This window comes from Mediterranea massiliensis (assembly GCF_900128475.1).
GTDB classification, from domain to species: domain Bacteria; phylum Bacteroidota; class Bacteroidia; order Bacteroidales; family Bacteroidaceae; genus Bacteroides; species Bacteroides massiliensis_E.
Window position 1 is genome coordinate 62,092 of record NZ_LT635839.1, and the last position, 19,054, is coordinate 81,145.

Annotated in this window: 17 protein-coding genes and 5 tRNA genes; 6 read left to right on the plus strand and 16 right to left on the minus strand. The window is 52.5% G+C overall.

The features are described 5' to 3' along the window. Positions 1-403: 403 nt before the first annotated feature. Positions 404-1,270 carry a VapE domain-containing protein gene (locus BQ7483_RS13725; protein WP_456085463.1) on the minus strand — a complete coding sequence of 289 codons (867 nt, stop codon included), beginning with the start codon at positions 1,268-1,270 and terminating at the stop codon, positions 404-406. Between the two features lie 307 nt (positions 1,271-1,577). On the opposite strand from BQ7483_RS13725, the gene BQ7483_RS13730 reads away from it, so the two are divergent. From BQ7483_RS13730 to BQ7483_RS17925, 6 genes are all read left to right on the plus strand, one after another. Beyond that, positions 1,578-2,768, plus strand: a complete 1,191-nt coding sequence (locus BQ7483_RS13730; RefSeq protein WP_072546296.1) for a tetratricopeptide repeat protein — start codon at positions 1,578-1,580, stop codon at positions 2,766-2,768. A gap of 135 nt (positions 2,769-2,903) precedes the next feature. Continuing rightward, on the plus strand, positions 2,904-3,284 hold the full coding sequence (locus tag BQ7483_RS13735; protein WP_022020572.1) for a hypothetical protein: 381 nt from the start codon (positions 2,904-2,906) through the stop codon (positions 3,282-3,284). Between the two features lie 209 nt (positions 3,285-3,493). Then, positions 3,494-3,919: a tail fiber domain-containing protein gene (locus tag BQ7483_RS13740; RefSeq protein ID WP_235847371.1), complete on the plus strand. Its 426-nt coding sequence runs from the start codon at positions 3,494-3,496 to the stop codon at positions 3,917-3,919. Further along, positions 3,919-4,710 carry a class I SAM-dependent methyltransferase gene (locus tag BQ7483_RS13745; RefSeq protein ID WP_022020574.1) on the plus strand — a complete coding sequence of 264 codons (792 nt, stop codon included), beginning with the start codon at positions 3,919-3,921 and terminating at the stop codon, positions 4,708-4,710. Before BQ7483_RS13740 ends, BQ7483_RS13745 begins: the two co-directional genes overlap by 1 nt. A gap of 11 nt (positions 4,711-4,721) precedes the next feature. Then, entirely contained in the window at positions 4,722-5,021 is a 300-nt protein-coding gene (locus BQ7483_RS17605; RefSeq protein WP_022020575.1) for a hypothetical protein, read from the plus strand. Between the two features lie 86 nt (positions 5,022-5,107). Continuing rightward, complete coding sequence (locus BQ7483_RS17925) at positions 5,108-5,530, plus strand: hypothetical protein (protein ID WP_022020576.1); 423 nt, start codon at positions 5,108-5,110, stop codon at positions 5,528-5,530. Between the two features lie 25 nt (positions 5,531-5,555). On the opposite strand, the gene BQ7483_RS13755 is transcribed toward BQ7483_RS17925, so the two are convergent. The 15 genes from BQ7483_RS13755 to hpf form a co-directional block, all read right to left on the minus strand. Then, positions 5,556-5,643 (minus strand) — tRNA-Ser (locus tag BQ7483_RS13755). Positions 5,644-5,782: 139 nt separating this feature from the next. Continuing rightward, positions 5,783-10,081: a DNA-directed RNA polymerase subunit beta' gene (gene rpoC, locus BQ7483_RS13760; RefSeq protein WP_072546298.1), complete on the minus strand. Its 4,299-nt coding sequence runs from the start codon at positions 10,079-10,081 to the stop codon at positions 5,783-5,785. A gap of 43 nt (positions 10,082-10,124) precedes the next feature. Further along, entirely contained in the window at positions 10,125-13,937 is a 3,813-nt protein-coding gene (rpoB, locus tag BQ7483_RS13765; protein WP_072546299.1) for a DNA-directed RNA polymerase subunit beta, read from the minus strand. A gap of 105 nt (positions 13,938-14,042) precedes the next feature. After that, positions 14,043-14,420, minus strand: a complete 378-nt coding sequence (rplL, locus tag BQ7483_RS13770) for a 50S ribosomal protein L7/L12 (RefSeq protein ID WP_022020579.1) — start codon at positions 14,418-14,420, stop codon at positions 14,043-14,045. Between the two features lie 95 nt (positions 14,421-14,515). Continuing rightward, complete coding sequence (rplJ, locus tag BQ7483_RS13775; RefSeq protein WP_022020580.1) at positions 14,516-15,037, minus strand: 50S ribosomal protein L10; 522 nt, start codon at positions 15,035-15,037, stop codon at positions 14,516-14,518. A 15-nt stretch (positions 15,038-15,052) separates the two neighbouring features. After that, positions 15,053-15,751 carry a 50S ribosomal protein L1 gene (rplA, locus tag BQ7483_RS13780; protein ID WP_072546300.1) on the minus strand — a complete coding sequence of 233 codons (699 nt, stop codon included), beginning with the start codon at positions 15,749-15,751 and terminating at the stop codon, positions 15,053-15,055. Positions 15,752-15,766: 15 nt separating this feature from the next. Next, positions 15,767-16,210, minus strand: coding sequence for a 50S ribosomal protein L11 (gene rplK, locus BQ7483_RS13785; protein ID WP_072546301.1), 444 nt, complete (start codon positions 16,208-16,210; stop codon positions 15,767-15,769). A gap of 59 nt (positions 16,211-16,269) precedes the next feature. After that, positions 16,270-16,812, minus strand: a complete 543-nt coding sequence (gene nusG / locus BQ7483_RS13790) for a transcription termination/antitermination protein NusG (protein ID WP_072546302.1) — start codon at positions 16,810-16,812, stop codon at positions 16,270-16,272. Positions 16,813-16,825: 13 nt separating this feature from the next. Beyond that, complete coding sequence (gene secE / locus BQ7483_RS13795) at positions 16,826-17,014, minus strand: preprotein translocase subunit SecE (RefSeq protein ID WP_072546303.1); 189 nt, start codon at positions 17,012-17,014, stop codon at positions 16,826-16,828. A gap of 15 nt (positions 17,015-17,029) precedes the next feature. Continuing rightward, a tRNA-Trp gene (locus BQ7483_RS13800) sits at positions 17,030-17,102 on the minus strand. 53 nt (positions 17,103-17,155) lie between these two features. Further along, complete coding sequence (gene tuf / locus BQ7483_RS13805; RefSeq protein WP_072546304.1) at positions 17,156-18,349, minus strand: elongation factor Tu; 1,194 nt, start codon at positions 18,347-18,349, stop codon at positions 17,156-17,158. Between the two features lie 49 nt (positions 18,350-18,398). Then, positions 18,399-18,470: transfer RNA gene (locus BQ7483_RS13810), tRNA-Thr, on the minus strand. 11 nt (positions 18,471-18,481) lie between these two features. Continuing rightward, positions 18,482-18,564: transfer RNA gene (locus BQ7483_RS13815), tRNA-Tyr, on the minus strand. A 13-nt stretch (positions 18,565-18,577) separates the two neighbouring features. Beyond that, positions 18,578-18,651: transfer RNA gene (locus tag BQ7483_RS13820), tRNA-Thr, on the minus strand. 87 nt (positions 18,652-18,738) lie between these two features. Then, positions 18,739-19,038: a ribosome hibernation-promoting factor, HPF/YfiA family gene (hpf, locus tag BQ7483_RS13825; RefSeq protein WP_022020005.1), complete on the minus strand. Its 300-nt coding sequence runs from the start codon at positions 19,036-19,038 to the stop codon at positions 18,739-18,741. Positions 19,039-19,054: the final 16 nt, after the last annotated feature.

Below are 19,054 nucleotides of genomic sequence, written 5' to 3' on the forward strand. Positions count from 1 at the left end.
GAGGTAACGGCCTCCACGGATTTCTTCCACCAGTGCATCCCACGGGGTGGGCACGGGCACAGTGTCGCGCAGGGAGGCGAAGCGCGGGGGCTGGAAGGAAAGGGTCTGTTCGGTTGTTTTCATAACATGTTTCTTTTAAAGTTTGCGACGAAGTTAGCCCTTTCATTTTTGGCCGTGATGTACACATGGGTGCATCATTTTTAAGGGAGCACAGTGTAATTTATGATTTATTCACCAAACAGGGGCCGTAAACAGCCCCTGCCGACCGGAATCATCACAGGCCGGAACGGAAAAAAGAGAGGAAACCGATGGATTTTTCGGAGAAATTGCGTAACATTGCAGCCTCAAAACCCCTTACTGCATGACAACACGCTATCTCTCCCTGCTCTTCTTTTTTCTGACCTTATTTCTGAGCACTGCCTGCCGGCACGACAGCCAGACCGGCCGCATCCTGAACCAGGCCGACTCCCTGCTGGCTACCCGCCCCGACAGCGCCCTGCACCTGCTGGAACAGCATGCCGACCGGCTGCCGCCGCGTTCCACACGGGAGTGTGCCCGCTATGCCCTGCTGCTGGCACGGGCCCTCNGCCACGTGGGGCAGCCGCACCTTGTTGCGCCCGTAGGCCGGACGCTCGTTGATGTAGAGCGTGGTGGTCATGGCCTTCAGCTGGTTCAGCTCGGGACGCTGCATGGAGTCGATCTCCTCGAAGTTGACGAGCAGGTTCTCGGTCATGGTGAAGAGGTCGTCCTTGGTGAGGCGCTGCGAGTTGGTCTTCGTGGTGTAGTAGCGGCGCAGGCAGGGCGGCAGCAGGTTCTCCAGGAAGGAGCTCTTGAACGAGCCTTGCGGACCGAGGAGGACGAGGATTTCGTGGTTCACCACGCCGTCGTCCAGCGCGGCGGCCAGCAGCCCCACCAGCCAGCGGCGGAAGTAGTGGTCGAACTCGGCGGCCGACGTGCCGCGGCACACCACCATCCGGGCCAGGCGGCCGATGGGGTCGGACACGCCATCCCAGGGCGGCAGCGCGTCCAGGTAGCGGCGCAGGGGGTGGTACGTGGGCACGAAGTCGCTCTGCAGCAGCGTGCGCAGGCGGAAGAGGTCGGCGTCCAGCCCCTCGTGCTGCATGGCGCGCCACAGGGAGTTCTCCAGCGCGTCGGTCATCAGCTGCCAGCGGGGCTCCTCCTCCCCCGCCCCGTCCGTGAGCCGCACCTCCAGCTGGTGGATGAGGAGGTTGCGGCGCAGCTGGCACCAGCGGCCGATGAAGGCCTCCATCTGCCCTACCGACACGCGGGGCGCACGCCCGCTGCCCGGCGTCCCTCCATTAGTAGTAGAGGTACGCGCCCGCACATAGCGCGCGAGGCGGCACGTGGCATGTTCGGCGGTCAGGGCGTAGCAGCTGCGCACGGTGGCCGCCACGGAGTGCTCGGCGGCGTCGTAGTCGGCAAACTCGCTGAGGGCCCATGCCTCGGCATCGGCCTCGCTCACGCNCTTCCCGGAAGCCGAAGAGATACGCCGCCATACGCTCAGTTCGCTGGGCAACCTCTACTTCGAGAACAGCCACTACGAGGATGCCCGGAAGATGCACCTCGCCCTGTGGCCCCTCTGCCACACAGACAAGGACAAGGCCATCGCCCTGAACGCCCTTTCGGACTATCCGGTGGTCCAGGAGATCGGCGACTCGGCCGTAGACATTCAGCGACGCGCGCTCCGCTACGCACTGGCCAGCGGAGATTCGGGCGTGATTGCCATGTCGGAATACAACCTGAGCCTGCGGTTTTATTCGAATGACGACATCGATTCGGCCATCCACTACGCCCGTCGCTCCCTTGCAAACACGCCCCACGGGCATGACCCGGCCCAATGCTACAGCCTGTTGGGAAGCCTGTATGCCGAGCAAGGCATCCATCCGGACTCGGCCCTGCATTACCTGCAGCAAAGCCTGACAGGCACCTCATTTCCGGACCTCGCCGCCTATCTGGACTTGTACGAAGTGGAAAAGGAACGGGGCAACTGTCCCCAAGCCCTGCACTACCTGGAAAAACATGCAGACATCATAGACTCCCTGTTCATCGCCGAAAGGAATTCAGGTATCAACCGGACCATCTACGAATACAAGACGCGCCTGCGCGTACAGGAGGCCGAAGCCCGGAACCGCGAACACCGGAGCCGCATCGTGCTGACAGCTGTGGTGTGCTGCGCCCTGCTGGCCCTGCTGTGCCAGCACCTCTACCAGAAGAAAAGGCGGCAGAAGCTGGTCTACGAAAGCATCCTGCAGGAACTGGAACAACGCCAGCACACCCTCCAGCAGGAAATAGACCGCAACCAGGAAGCCCTCGACCGCCTGCAACAGGAAAAGACCGACCGGCAAGCCGACCAGGTGCAACAGACACAGCACCTGAGGCAGACCATCGACCGGCTGAAAGCAGAAAAACTGCAACTGCAGCACCAGCAGTTCAGGGGTACCCGCATCTACAAGAAGATACATGCCCTGACCCGGCAGGATACAGCCGATCGGAAAGCATGGAAGGTACTGTCTCCCGACGAACGGACCGAACTGCGCCGCACCGTCGACGGGATTTATGCCGACTACATCGCGCATCTGCAAACCCTCTACTCCCCCCTGACCGAGGACGACCGCCTGTATTGTTGCCTGGCTGCGGCGGGGCTCGACACACAGACCATCGCGCTCTGCTTCGGCTACACCGACACCCACACCATCAACCAGCGAAAATTGCGGCTGAAGGCCCGATATATCGGCCCGAAAGCGTAAAGTGTGACTCCAGCCGAAAAATGCACATTGATTTACAGACAGTTAGCTTTTTAAAGTGTGACTCGCTTTCCTTGGACTTCGCGGTCTAAAGGCGTAACTTTGCTCCATCATTAACCCCAAAAACATTCACACATTATGAGAGCAAAGTATTATTGTATGCTGTTTCTGTCGCTGCTGTTGATTCTGCCGATGAGTGCAGAAACAACAAGTAAAACCAAGAAATTGATTATCTACAAGACACTAAAGGAAAAGATGGTCACCCGCACCCCCTCCACCTTCGACGTTCACGTCGAAGAAGTGAACAACACCCTTCAGATTGTCTTCACCGGCACACTGCCGGATGCCGAAATCCGCCTGACGGACAAGAACGGCGACACCGTCATCAACGAAAGCCCCACCCTTATCTACGATGGGATGACTCTCTATGTACATACCCCCACCGGCTATCCGTATCTGCTGGAAGTGGAGTCGCCCGCCCTGGAGCTGACAGGGGAGATTGTGGTCGATGAGTATTGAACCTTATTTTTTACCAAACCTAATATTAACTAAAAAACAAAGCGTATGAAAACTTCATTCATTTACAAAACAGTTTTAATCGTTCTCCTCTGGGGATGGGATGTAACAGTTATGCACAGCTCAAATTCTATGACAACAATCGCTTGACGATAGGTAACACCACCCCATACAGCTTTTATTATTACACTTTTGTGACAACAGGAATGTACATGAAATGTGCGACTAACAATTTCTTTCAAATTGATGTAAGTGCAGCAGCTACGCGTCTGGCGAGCCATGGGAATCAAGTTGTGTTCTACAACACCCAAACCAGCACATTCAACGACCTGCAAGTCAGAAAAGTATATAATTACTCGGATGCCTTGGCCAAAACCAACATCAAGCCACTAAATACAGGTTGTGACATTATCAGCAAATTGAAACCTGTAACCTATAACTTCAAGAATGATATTTCCTCAAACGCTAATCAAGAAATAGGGTTATTGGCACAAGATGTAGAAAAAGTTTTGCCTAATCTGGTATTTACAGACAACGAAGGGAAAAAATTAGTAGACTACATTTCCTTGATCCCCATATTAATCAAGGCTATAGATGAACAACAAAAGGAAATCAATGAATTAAAAAGCAGACTGTAATGCAACAAAGACACTTGAACAGGGAGCAATATTTCAACGAACTGGCCCAGACGGCACGCGAACACTACATCGGTTACATCAGCCGATTCCAGCCCATTACGCCGACAACAAAGGTGCTCGAAGTGGGCTGTGGCGAAGGCGGCAATCTGCTGCCCTTTGCCGAAATGGGATGCCGGGTGACGGGCATAGAACGTTTTCCCGAACGGGTGGAGCAGGCTCAGGCCTATTTTCAGAAGAAGGGATACAGCGGCCGTTTCATCGCGGACGACTTCCTGAAATACAAGCCGCAGACGAACGAGAAGTATGACCTTGTACTGATTCACGATGTCATCGAACACATTCCGGACAAGGACAGCTTCCTGGAACATCTGAAAGGATTCGTCCACAAGGACAGCCTGATATTCTGGGGATTTCCTGCCTGGCAGATGCCCTTTGGCGGACACCAGCAGATTTGCCGCAGCCGCCTGTGCTCGCACCTCCCCTTCATCCACCTGCTCCCTGTGCCTGTGTACCAGTACTTGCTGAAAGCCAACAAGGAAACAACCGGATGCATCAACGAACTGCTGGATATCAGGAAAAGCCGGGTAACGACAGAACGGTTTGAGCAACTGGCCGAGACACACGGGCTATCCATCGTGGACCGCTGCCTGTGGCTGGTCAATCCGCACTACGAACAGAAGTTTCACCTGAAGCCACGGAAGCTGCCTGCCGCGCTTTCGCGGATCAGATACATCAGAAACTTTCTGTCAACCTCCTGCTTTTACCTGACCCGATATCATCAATCCACTTAACCGGCACTATTATGAAAAGGAAGTTAGCAATATTATCCGTCATCTGTACAGCAACCATCGCACTGAACAGTTGCAGTGAAGAAACCGAAAATATTTATAATGAACCAGCCCTGACCCGAACTGCCAGCGAAGCTACCGTAACCTTCTCCAATCGTACGGTCACCACTGATGAAACGGTTTCGGGAACAGATATCATCACAGAAAATATAACAGTTAAAAATCAAGCAAAACTGACGTTTGAAATAGATAACTCCGTTACGATAAACGGCCCATTCACCGTTGAATATGGTTCAGAACTGGAAATTAACTAAACGACAGACGAGGATGAAACTTTTGATTTCATCCTCATCTTTTTTTATCCCCTCGTACCGTACTACGAAAAACACCTTGAACAACCATGCCCCATCTTCTCCCTTCACAATCCGACGAACCCGGGAAGATGGACAATACCTGGATACAGACCGCCGCCAGGGAGCTTTACGAAATCAGGAAACGGTGGCACCTCACCTCGAACCGACAGTTCGCCGAGGCCCTGGCCATGAATCCGCGTACCACGGCCAAGCTGAACCCTGCCCACCCCGACGGGTCGCTGACGCTGGAGACGGTGGACCGCATCTACAGCACCCTCACCGCCCTGTGCTGCCTGTACTTCGGCCCCGAGGAAATGGACGACGAATACCGGCGCCTGGCCGACTCGCGGATGCGCATCGCCCGAAGTGTGGCACCGCTGCCCGCCGCCGTCCGCAAGCGGCTGGAAGAGGAACAGGGACAGAAAGAAAAAGGGGACGTACCGTTGCGGCCGGTACATCCCCTCGGATAAAAAACTTCACTTGTATGAAAAATTGCGGAGAGAACGAGATTCGAACTCGTGATACCCTTTAGGGGTATACACGCTTTCCAGGCGCGCCTCTTCAACCACTCGAGCACCTCTCCTTCTTGATTTCGGGGTGCAAAGGTACGACAAGTTTCCGAATTTTCCAAATCCTGAAGCCGGAGTTTGCCCAAAAAAGGGGGAGGACCTCCTTGCGGACATCCTCCCCGGAAAATATTACAATTGATGTATTACAAGTGATTATTCCTCTACTTTTTCATCCACCGTATTGTAGTCGAGCACGGTCTTCTTGTTGGCCAGCATGCGGTCGTACTCTTCCTTCGAACCGACGATGATCTTGTCGAAGTCGCGCTGACCGGTACCGGCCGGAATGAGGTGACCGCAGATGACGTTCTCCTTCATACCTTCCAGCTTGTCGACCTTGCCGTTGATGGCTGCCTCGTTGAGCACCTTCGTGGTTTCCTGGAAGGATGCGGCAGACATGAAGCTCGAAGTCTGCAGGGCGGCACGCGTGATACCCTGGAGAATCTGCGTCGAAGTGGCGGGCACGGCATCGCGTACCTGAACCAGCTTGAGGTCGCGGCGCTTCAGCATGGAGTTCTCGTCGCGCAGCTTGCGGGCGGTGACAATCTGACCCGGCTGCAGGTTCTGCGAGTCACCGGCGTCGGTAACCACCTTCTTGCCCCAGATGCGGTCGTTCTCTTCCATGAACTCGATCTTGTCGACCACCTGCTGCTCGAGGAAGCGGGTATCGCCCGGCTCGTTGATCTCGACCTTGCGCATCATCTGGCGGACAATGATCTCGAAGTGCTTGTCGTTGATCTTCACACCCTGGAGGCGGTATACGTCCTGCACCTCGTTGACGATGTATTCCTGTACGGCCGTGGGACCCTTGATGGCCAGGATGTCGGCCGGCGTGATGGCACCGTCGGACAGCGGCGTACCGGCACGCACGTAGTCGTTCTCCTGTACCAGGATCTGCTTGGACAGCGGAACGAGGTATTTCTTGACTTCACCACCCTTGGAGGTGACGATGATTTCACGGTTACCGCGTTTCACCTTGCCCATGGTGATCTCGCCGTCGATTTCGGAAACGATGGCGGGGTTGGACGGGTTGCGGGCCTCGAACAGCTCGGTGACACGGGGAAGACCACCGGTGATATCGCCGGCCTTGCCGACGGCACGCGGAATCTTCACAATCACTTCGCCGGCCTTCACCTTCTGGCCGTCTTCCACTACCACGTGGCCGCCCACCGGGAGGTTGTAGGTGCGGATAAGCTCGCCGTCCTCGGTCATGATGTGCGCGGTGGGCACCTTGGTCTTGTCCTTGGACTCGATGATGATGATTTCACGCAGACCGGTCGATTCGTCGGACTCTACCTTGTAGGTGACGTTCTCGATGACGTCCTCGAACTCGATCTTACCGGTAGCTTCGGTAATGATAACCGCGTTGAAGGGGTCCCAACGGGCGATGAGCTTGCCTTTCTCCACCACTTCGCCGTCGGCCGCATACAGCGTAGAGCCGTAGGGCACGTTGTGGGTGGAGAGGACGATGTCGGTGTTGACATCGACAAAGCGCAGCTCGGCCAGACGGCCTACCACTACCTTGGCGGGCTGGCCTGCCTCGTCGACCACGTCGACAGTGCGGAGCTCTTCGAACTCCAGACGGGCGTCGTTCTTGGCCACGATGCTGGCGTTGGCGGCGATGTTGGCCGCCGTACCACCGGCGTGGAAGGTACGCAGAGTCAGCTGGGTACCCGGCTCACCGATAGACTGTGCCGCGATGACGCCGACAGCCTCGCCCTTCTGTACCATGCGGCTGGTGGCCAGGTTGCGGCCGTAGCACTTGGCGCAGACTCCCTTCTTGGACTCGCAGGTGAGCACGGAACGGATTTCGACGCTCTCGATGGGAGAGTCTTCGATCTTCTGGGCAATCTCTTCGGTAATTTCCTCGCCGCCGGCCACGATGAGTTCGCCGGTCGTGGGGTGTACAATATCGTGTACGGATACACGTCCCAGGATACGTTCGTACAGCGTGGCGATGGTCTCGTCGTTGTTCTTGAGGGCTGTACAAACCAGTCCGCGGAGCGTACCGCAGTCTTCTTCGTTGATGATGACGTCGTGCGACACGTCTACCAGACGACGGGTCAGGTATCCGGCGTCGGCCGTCTTCAAGGCGGTGTCGGCCAAACCCTTACGGGCACCGTGGGTAGAGATGAAGTACTCCAGCACGGACAGACCTTCCTTGAAGTTCGAAAGAATCGGGTTCTCGATGATCTGACCGCCTTCGGCACCGGCTTTCTGCGGCTTGGCCATCAGACCACGCATACCGGAGAGCTGACGGATCTGCTCCTTCGAACCACGGGCACCGGAATCCAGCATCATGTAGACGGAGTTGAATCCCTGGTCGTCGGCCGAGATGGTCTTCATCAGGATGTTGGACAACTCGGAGTTGACGTGTGTCCAGATATCAATTACCTGATTGTAACGTTCGTTGTTGGTAATGATACCCATGTTGTAGTTGTTGATGACCTGTTCCACTTCTTCGTAACCCTTCTGTACGAGCGCTTCCTTCTCCTTGGGGATGATGATATCGCCCAAGTTGAACGACAGACCGCCCTTGAAGGCCATGTAGTATCCCAGGTTCTTGATACCGTCGAGGAAGTCGGCCGCCTTGGACACACCGCACACCTTGATGACGTGGCTGATGATGTCGCGCAGTGACTTCTTGGAGATGATGGTATTGATGTATCCGGCTTCGTCGGGCACCAGCTCGTTGACGATGACACGGCCCACGGAGGTGTCGTGCATCATCTTCTTGACAACGTTGCCGTTCTCGTCGACGTCGTTGACGATGACGCTGACCGGAGCGTGGATGTCGCACTTGCCTTCGTTGTAGGCGATGAGGGCTTCTTCGGGACCGTAGAAGGTGAGGCCTTCACCCTTGGCACCCTTGCGGAGCTTGGTGATGTAGTACAGACCGAGCACCATATCCTGGGCAGGCACGGTGATAGGTGCGCCGTTGGCCGGGTTCAGAATGTTGTGCGACTGGAGCATCAGCAGCTGTGCCTCGAGCACGGCTTCGTTGCTCAGCGGGAGGTGGACGGCCATCTGGTCACCGTCGAAGTCGGCGTTGAAGGCCGTACATGCCAACGGGTGCAGCTGGATGGCCTTGCCCTCGATCATCTTGGGCTGGAAGGCCTGGATACCCAGACGGTGCAGTGTCGGGGCACGGTTCAGCAGGACGGGGTGTCCCTTCATGACGTGCTCCAGGATGTCCCAGATGACGGGTTCCTTGCGGTCTACAATCTTCTTGGCACTCTTCACGGTCTTCACGATGCCGCGCTCGATGAGCTTGCGGATGATGAACGGCTTGTAGAGTTCGGCAGCCATCAGTTTGGGGATACCGCACTCGCCCATGCGCAGCTCGGGACCTACGACGATTACCGAACGGGCCGAGTAGTCGACACGCTTACCCAACAGGTTCTGACGGAAGCGTCCCTGCTTACCTTTCAGGCTGTCGGAGAGTGACTTCAACGGACGGTTGGCATCGGTCTTCACGGCGCTGGACTTGCGGGAGTTGTCGAACAGCGAGTCGACAGCTTCCTGCAGCATACGCTTCTCGTTGCGGAGGATGACTTCGGGTGCCTTGATTTCAATGAGTCTCTTCAGACGGTTGTTGCGGATGATGACACGACGGTAGAGGTCGTTGAGGTCGGACGTAGCGAAACGTCCGCCGTCCAGCGGAACCAACGGACGCAGTTCGGGCGGGATGACAGGCACGATGCGGACAATCATCCACTCGGGCTTGTTGCGGCCGCGAGAAGCACGGAACGACTCGACCACCTGCAGACGCTTCAGCGCTTCGTTCTTGCGCTGCTGCGAAGCGTCGTTGTTGGCGCGGTGGCGCAGTTCGTAGGACAGGGCGTCCAGGTCGATGTTGCACAGCAGGTCGTAAATGGCCTCGGCACCCATCTTGGCGATGAACTTATTGGGGTCGGTATCCTCGAGATACTGGTTCTCCTTGGGGAGCTTCTCCAGCAGGTCGAGGTATTCGCCTTCTTCCAGCAGGTCGTACTTGGCCACTTCGTCGCTCAGTACACCGGGCTGGATGACAATGTAACGCTCGTAATAGATGACTGCATCCAGCTTCTTGGTGGGCAGTCCGAGCAGGTACCCAATCTTGTTGGGCAGGGAACGGAAGTACCAGATGTGGGCAACGGGAACCACCAGCTGAATGTGGCCCATACGCTCGCGGCGTACCTTCTTCTCGGTCACTTCCACACCGCATCGGTCGCAGACAATGCCTTTGTAACGGATGCGCTTGTATTTACCGCAATGGCACTCGTAGTCCTTGACCGGACCGAAGATGCGCTCGCAGAACAAACCGTCACGCTCGGGCTTGTAGGTGCGGTAGTTGATCGTTTCAGGCTTTAACACTTCACCGCTCGAATTCTCCAGGATTTCTTCGGGGGAAGCCAAACCGATGGAGATCTTCGAGAAATTACTCTTTATCTTATTATCTTTTCTAAAAGCCATACGTTATGATGTAATTGATAATTGACAATGGATAATTGAAAAATTACTCTAAGTGGATGCTCAGTCCCAGTCCTTGCAACTCGTGGAGCAACACGTTCAGAGACTCGGGAATGCCCGGAGTAGGCATCGGCTCACCCTTCACGATGGCTTCGTATGCCTTGGAACGGCCTACCACGTCATCGGACTTGATGGTCAGAATCTCCTGCAGGATGTGGGCGGCACCGAAGGCTTCGAGTGCCCAAACCTCCATTTCTCCGAAACGCTGGCCACCGAACTGTGCCTTACCACCCAACGGCTGCTGCGTGATGAGTGAGTACGGACCGATGGAACGGGCGTGCATCTTGTCTTCAACCATGTGGCCCAACTTCAACATGTAGGTCACACCGACCGTAGCCTGCTGTTCGAAGGCTTCACCGGTACCGCCGTCGTACAGCGTAGTCTTGCCGTAACGGGGCAGACCGGCCTTGTCGGTCCATTCGTTCAGGTCGTCCAGCGAAGCACCGTCGAAGATCGGAGTGGCAAACTTGACACCCAGCTTCTTGCCGGCACGTCCCAAAACGGCCTCGAAGATCTGTCCGATGTTCATACGCGAAGGCACACCCAGCGGGTTCAACACGATGTCGACCGGTGTACCGTCGGCCAGGAACGGCATGTCTTCCTGACGTACCACACGCGACACGATACCCTTGTTACCGTGACGACCGGCCATCTTGTCACCTACACCGATCTTACGCTTCTTGGCGATGTAGACCTTGGCCATCTGGATGATACCGGCGGGCAGCTCGTCGCCGATGGTGATGGCGAATTTCTTACGCTTCAGCTCGGCGTCGAATTCCTTGTATTTCTTGATGAAGTTCATGATGAGCGCACGGATCAGGCCGTTGGTATGCTCGTCCTTGGTCCAGCCGCTCAGCTGAATGGCGGTGAAGTCCAGGTCGCTGAAATCGGAAGCGTGGAAAGGAGCTCCCTTGGCAATGACGTCGGTACCCATGTAGTCCTTCACGCCTTCTGAAGTATAGTTTTCTGTCAGTTTCAACAGTTTGTTGACCAATATCTTGCGCAGGTCGGCCACCTTAGCCTCGAACTCTTCGTCGATCTTCGGCAGCAGAGCCTTGTCGGCCAGCTTGGAGCTGCGGGTCTTGATGACACGCGAGAACAGACGCTTGCCGATAACTACACCCTTCAACGAAGGAGAAGCCTTCAACGAAGCATCCTTCACATCGCCGGCCTTGTCACCGAAGATGGCACGAAGCAACTTCTCCTCGGGCGACGGATCGGACTCACCCTTCGGGGTAATCTTACCGATCAGGATGTCACCCGGCTCGATGCGGGCACCTACACGGACGATACCGTTGTCGTCCAGGTCTTTGGTGGCCTCTTCGCTCACGTTGGGGATATCGGAAGTCAGCTCTTCCATACCGCGCTTCGTCTCGCGCACTTCCAACGAGAACTCTTCCACGTGTACAGACGTCAGCAGGTCCTCGCGAACCACACGTTCGTTCAGCACGATGGCATCCTCGTAGTTGTAACCCTTCCACGGCATGTAGGCTACCAGCAGGTTCTTGCCCAGGGCCAGTTCGCCGTTCTCGGTCGAATAACCTTCGGTCAGGATCTGTCCCTTCGTCACGCGCTGTCCCTTCTCGCAAATGGGACGCAGGTCGATGGTCATATTCTGGTTCGTGCGGCGCCATTTCGGAATGCTGTATTCCTTCAAGGCGGGCTCGAAACTTACAAATTCTTCCTCCTCGGTACGGTCATAAAGGATACGGATGGTCGTAGCGTCTACAAACTCTACCACACCTTCGCCTTCGGCTGCAATCTGCGTACGCGAGTCGCGGGCCAGCTGGCGTTCGATACCGGTACCGACAATCGGCGCTTCGCTACGCAACAAAGGTACTGCCTGGCGCATCATGTTCGAACCCATCAACGCACGGTTGGCATCGTCGTGCTCCAGGAACGGAATCAAAGAAGCGGCGATAGAGGCAATCTGCTGCGGAGATACGTCCATCAGCTCTACCTCGCTGGGCGGAACAACCGGATAATCGGCATCCTGACGGGCCTTTACCTTGTCGCGGATGAAGGTTCCGTCGTCGTTCAGCGGAGCATTACCCTGAGCGATGATCTTGCCTTCCTCTTCTTCGGCCGACAGGTAAACCAGGCCTTCGGGCGAAAGGTCGACCTTGCCGTTGCTTACCTTGCGGTAGGGAGTCTCAATGAAGCCGAGGTCGTTGATTTTGGCGAACACACAGAGTGAAGAAATCAGACCGATGTTCGGACCTTCAGGCGTCTCGATCGGACACAGACGGCCGTAGTGGGTATAGTGTACGTCGCGCACCTCGAAACCGGCACGCTCACGCGACAGACCGCCAGGACCCAGGGCCGACATACGGCGCTTGTGGGTGATTTCGGCCAGCGGGTTCGTCTGGTCCATGAACTGCGACAGGGCATTGGTACCGAAGAACGAATTGATGACCGAAGAGATGGTCTTCGCATTGATCAAATCGATCGGAGTGAACACCTCATTGTCGCGCACGTTCATACGCTCGCGGATGGTACGCGACATACGTGCCAGACCGATAGCGAACTGGTTGGACAGCTGCTCGCCCACGGTGCGTACACGGCGGTTGCTCAAGTGGTCGATATCGTCGACATCAGCCTTCGAGTTGATCAGCTCGATCAGATACTTGATGATTTCAATGATATCTTCTTTGGTCAGCACACGCACGTCCATGTCGGTCGTCAGGTTCAACTTCTTGTTGATACGGTAACGGCCTACATCACCCAGGTCGTATCTCTTTTCAGAGAAGAACAGGTTGTTGATGACTTCACGTGCACTGGCGTCGTCTGCAGGGTCGGCGTTGCGCAACTGGCGGTAGATGTAGAGCACAGCTTCCTTTTCCGAGTTACTGGGGTCCTTCTGCAGCGTATTATATATGATGGAGTAGTCAGACTGGTTCGGTTCTTCCTTGTGTACCAGGATGTTCTGAACGCCTGACTCCAGAATAATGTCAATATGTTCCGGCTCGATAACGGTCTCACGGTCGATAACGACTTCGTTACGCTCGATGGAAACCACTTCACCGGTGTCTTCGTCTACAAAATCCTCGATCCATGTCTTCAAGACACGGGCAGCGAGCTTGCGGCCTACAATCTTCTTCAGATTGGCCTTGTTGACCTTCACGTCTTCAGCCAAATCAAAGATTTCGAGAATGTCCTTGTCGTTCTCGAAGCCGATGGCTCTCAGCAATGTCGTAACGGGCAATTTCTTCTTACGGTCGATGTATGCGTACATGACATTGTTGATGTCAGTGGCAAACTCAATCCACGAACCCTTGAACGGAATGATGCGGGCCGAGTACAACTTGGTACCGTTGGCATGTACGCTCTGGCCGAAGAATACGCCGGGCGAACGGTGCAACTGGGACACAACGACACGCTCTGCACCGTTGATGACAAACGTAGCCTTCTCAGTCATGTAGGGGATGGGGCCCAGGAATACATCCTGAATCACCGTATCGAAATCCTCATGGTCAGGGTCGGTACAATACAGCTTCAACTTTGCTTTCAAAGGCACACTATAAGTAAGCCCTCGCTCTATACATTCGTCGATGGTATAACGCGGCGGATCAATATAGTAGTCCAGAAATTCGAGAACAAAATTGTTTCTTGTATCGGCAATTGGGAAGTTTTCAGCAAATACTTTATACAATCCCTCATTCTTACGCTTTTCGGGAGGAGTGTCCAGTTGTAGAAAGTCTTTGAATGACTTCAATTGTACTTCCAGGAAATCCGGATATTCAAGCGGATTCTTAGTCGAAGCAAAATTAACTCTTTGATTTACAGTATTTGAAGACATCTGATAATGGATTTGTAGAAGTGAATTTTAAATATATACACAAAAAGGTTAAGAACCCTTTTCACGAAGGGTTCCTAACCGAATTACCTGATTTACAGGCTAATGTTATTTAAGTTCAACTTCAGCTCCAGCTTCTTCCAGTGTTTTCTTCAATGATTCTGCTTCGTCCTTAGCCAAACCTTCTTTTACTACGCTAGGAGCACCGTCAACCATGTCCTTAGCTTCCTTCAAACCAAGACCACAAGCTTCCTTAACGGCCTTAACTACTTGAAGTTTAGCTGCACCAGCGCTCTTCAAAACTACATCGAAAGAGGTCTTCTCTTCAGCGGCAGCAGCACCAGCGGCTGCGGGGCCAGCAGCAACAGCAACAGCTGCAGCAGCAGGTTCAATACCATATTCTTCCTTCAGGATAGTTGCAAGTTCATTAACTTCTTTTACTGTCAAGTTAACTAATTGTTCTGCAAAAGCTTTCAAATCTGCCATTTTTGTATGAATTTAATTGTTTAAATACTAATGTAAATTGATAAATTGTTGTTTTCGGCTGCCTGCTTCAACAGGCCGCCCTGATAAATCGAGGCTTAAGCCTCGGTTCTTTCACCAAGAGTCTTGAGAACTCCGTGAAGGGTGTTACCACCTGATTGCAGAGCAGAGATAACGTTCTTGGCCGGAGATTGCAGCAATGCCACGATTTCGGCAATAACTTCGTTCTTGCTCTTGATAGCTACGAGAGCATCCAACTGGTCAGCACCAACATAGAAGCTTTCTTCAGCATATGCGCCTTTCAGTCCGGGAATACCGTCTTTAGACTTGTCCTTGATCAACTTGGCCGGTGCATTTGCAACGTTGCAGAACATCACGGCTGTTGTACCTTTCAGACAACCATAAAGCGGAGAATAATCTTCCTCCAGGCTTTCCAGAGCCTTGTGAAGCAGCGAGTTCTTAACGACCATCAGCTTGATGTCGGCCTTGAAGCAAGCAGCTCTCAGCGCGCTGGTAGCAGCTGCGTTCATAGCAGTTGTATCAACCAGGTAGAAGTGTCCGTATTCCTTTACTGTAGCAGCAATCTGCTCTATAATCGTACTTTTATCTTCCTTTCTCATTATTACTCCGTTTTATTAGATTTCTTCCACTGATTTCGGGTCGATCTTGATACCCGCACTCATTGTACTAGAAAGATAAATACTCTTAATATATGTACCCTTGGCTGCAGTCGGTTTCAATTTATTCAATGTAGAAATGAATTCCTTTGCATTGTCACGGATCTGGTCCGCAGTAAATGAAACTTTACCGATGGAAGTATGAACGATACCGCTCTTGTCAACCTTGAAGTCGATTTTACCTTGTTTTACTTCCTTTACAGCTTTAGCAACATCCATAGTTACAGTACCACTCTTCGGATTCGGCATCAATCCACGAGGACCGAGAATACGACCGAGGGCACCAATCTTACCCATGATAGACGGCATAGTGATGATTACATCAATATCAGTCCATCCACCTTTGATCTTTTCAATATATTCGTCAAGACCAACATAGTCAGCGCCAGCTTCTTTTGCAGCAGCTTCAGCATCCGGTGTACAAAGCACCAAAACACGCGTCACCTTACCAGTACCGTGAGGAAGTGAAACGACACCTCTCACCATCTGGTTAGCCTTACGCGGGTCAACGCCCAAACGTACGTCGATATCTATGGAAGCGTCAAACTTAGTAAAAGTGAGTTCCTTTACCAAAGCAGAAGCTTCTTTAAGAGAGTATGCTTTCCCTGCTTCAATCTTCTCTGCAGCTAACTTTTGATTTTTTGTCAGTTTACCCATTCTAATTGAAGTTTATTAGTTATTAACCGGGAACTCCCCTTTTACAGTGATACCCATACTTCTCGCTGTACCGGCAACCATCTTCATGGCGGCTTCTACAGTGAAGCAGTTCAAGTCGACCAACTTGTCCTGAGCAATCGTACGAACCTGATCCCAAGTAATCTCTGCAATCTTCTTACGATTGGGTTCTGCAGAACCGCTCTTTTGCTTGGTCAGCTCCAGCAACTGGATGGCTACTGGCGGAGTCTTGATAACAAAATCGAAAGACTTGTCTGCGTAGTAAGTAATGATAACAGGAAGTATCTTACCTGCCTTGTCCTGGGTTCTGGCGTTGAATTGCTTGCAAAATTCCATGATGTTGATACCCTTCGAACCCAATGCAGGTCCAACGGGAGGTGATGGATTTGCAGCGCCTCCTTTAATCTGTAACTTGATTAGTCCAGCAACTTCTTTAGCCATTTTAATTGATTGATTTATATATTACAATAATGACGAAACGATACAGCGTAACACCTGCATCATTCTTTTTCCACTTGCATAAAGCCCAATTCAAGCGGAGTCTTCCGCCCGAATATCTTTACCATGACCTTCAGTTTCTTCTTCTCGGCATTCACTTCTTCAATGATTCCACTGAATCCGCTGAACGGACCGTAATTCACTTTTACGGTCTCGCCGACTACATACGGGATGTTCACATCGTCTGCGGCATCCTGCAATTCGTCGACCGTGCCAAGTATGCGATTGACTTCCGACTGTCTCAAGGGGACCGGTTTGTCCATGCCGCCCAAGAAACCAATCACGTTAGGAGTATTTCTCAAGTGATGAGCAACCTCACCAACCAAAGCCGCCTCTACCAAGACATATCCGGGAAGATAACTTCTTTCTTTCACAATCTTCTTTCCGTTGCGAACCTGATACACCTTTTCAGTAGGGATCAACACCTGAGATACGTAATCACCAAGGTCGCTGTTCTTAATGTCAGCTTCAAGATATTCCTTTACCTTAGCTTCTTTTCCGCTAATAGCACGCAACACGTACCACTTTTTTTCAATCTCAGACATTCTTCAAACTTTTTTAATGAGGATAAATAAACTCCATTACATGCTGGAAGCAGAAGTCCATCACGAATACCACCAATGCAATGAGCAGGGAAGCATATAAAACAACTACTGCACTGTTGGTAAGTTCAGAATACGTGGGCCACGACACTTTATGTACAAGCTCGTCGTAGGTTTCTTTCAAATAGGTTACAATCTTTTTCATTGCAATAATACTTAGCACGGGAGGAGAGGCTCGAACTCCCGACACCCGGTTTTGGAGACCGGTGCTCTACCAACTGAGCTACTCCCGTTTGAACATAATCAGTTCCCGACCTGAGCCGAGAACTGATTAAGAGAATATTTATTAGTCAAGAATTTCAGTAATCTGACCAGAACCTACTGTACGACCACCTTCACGGATAGCGAAGCGCAGACCTACGTTCAAAGCTACCGGATAGATCAGAGTAACAGTGATTTCTACGTTATCACCAGGCATTACCATTTCTACACCTTCGGGCAGAGTGATTTCACCTGTACAGTCCATAGTACGCAGATAGAACTGAGGACGGTATTTGTTGTGGAACGGAGTGTGACGGCCACCTTCTTCTTTCTTCAAAACGTAGATAGAAGCTTTGAATTTGGAGTGGGGCTTAATCTGACCCGGCTTGCAGAGTACCATACCACGCTTGATTTCGTTCTTGTCGATACCACGCAGCAACAGACCTACGTTATCACCAGCTTCACCTTCGTCCAACAGTTTGCGGAACATTTCAACGCCAGTTACAACCGACTTCTTGTCCTCACCGAGACCCAGGATTTCAACTTCGTCGCCTACCTTAACAACACCAGCCTCGATACGACCAGTAGCTACAGTACCACGACCCGTGATAGAGAATACGTCTTCAACAGGCATCAAGAACGGTTTGTCGATGTCACGCGGAGGCAGAGGAATCCAAGTGTCGCAAGCATCCATCAGCTCCATGATCTTGTCTTCCCATTTGGGAACACCGTTCAATGCACCCAGTGCAGAACCCTGGATAAACGGAGTGTTGTCGCCATCGAAGTCGTAAGCAGACAGCAGTTCGCGCATTTCCATTTCAACGAGCTCCAACATTTCGGGGTCGTCTACCATATCGCACTTGTTCATGAATACAACCAGTCTCGGTACGTTTACCTGACGGGCCAACAGGATGTGCTCGCGAGTCTGAGGCATCGGACCATCAGTTGCAGCAACTACGATGATAGCACCATCCATCTGAGCAGCACCAGTTACCATGTTCTTTACATAGTCGGCGTGTCCCGGGCAGTCAACGTGTGCATAGTGACGGTTGGCAGTTTCATACTCTACGTGAGAAGTGTTGATTGTGATACCACGTTCCTTCTCTTCGGGAGCGTTATCGATCTGATCGAAAGACTTGATTTCGTCAGCTTTTGTGAAACCTCTTTCTGCCAATACCTTCGTAATAGCAGCAGTCAAAGTCGTCTTACCGTGGTCTACGTGACCAATCGTACCAATGTTCACATGGGGTTTGGTGCGTTCAAATTTCTCTTTAGCCATAGCTTTACTTTTATTTATTTGATTAATAATCAGCTTTTACTACCGAAAGAGCTGTTACCGGGACTTGAACCCGGGACCTCTTCCTTACCAAGGAAGTGCTCTACCGCTGAGCTATAACAGCAAGTGAAGGAGTGGGCAAAGATGGATTCGAACCACCGAAGGCGTAAGCCAGCAGATTTACAGTCTGCCCCATTTGGCCACTCTGGTATTTGCCCATCACTTTTTTAGAGCCTCTTGTCGGATTCGAACCAACGACCCCGAGATTACAAATCACGTGCTCTGGCCAACTGAGCTAAAGAGGCATTATTTGCAGCCGCTTCGCCGTATCGTGTGCGAAACGGCTGCAAATTTAGACATTTATTTCTTTCCCGCAAAATTTTTTGCGATATTTATTTATTTCGAATCTTTTCCTTGTACTTAACCAGCTGTTTTTCCAAAGCGTCCAGACACAAGTCTACGGCCTCTTCAAACGTATCACAGACCTTGTTCGCATACAATTCGCCGTTGGGGACCAAAACTTTCACCCCGGCTTCCTTGTTTTCGGCTGTTTCCGGTTTAACTACCTTTAATGACACCTCTACTTTCTTTATATCGTCATAAAATCGCTCCAACTTCGCAGCTTTCTTCTGGATAAAAGCCTGCAATTGCTCTGATGCGTCAAAGTGAATTGATTGAATTCTAATTTCCATACATACCTCCTTTTCT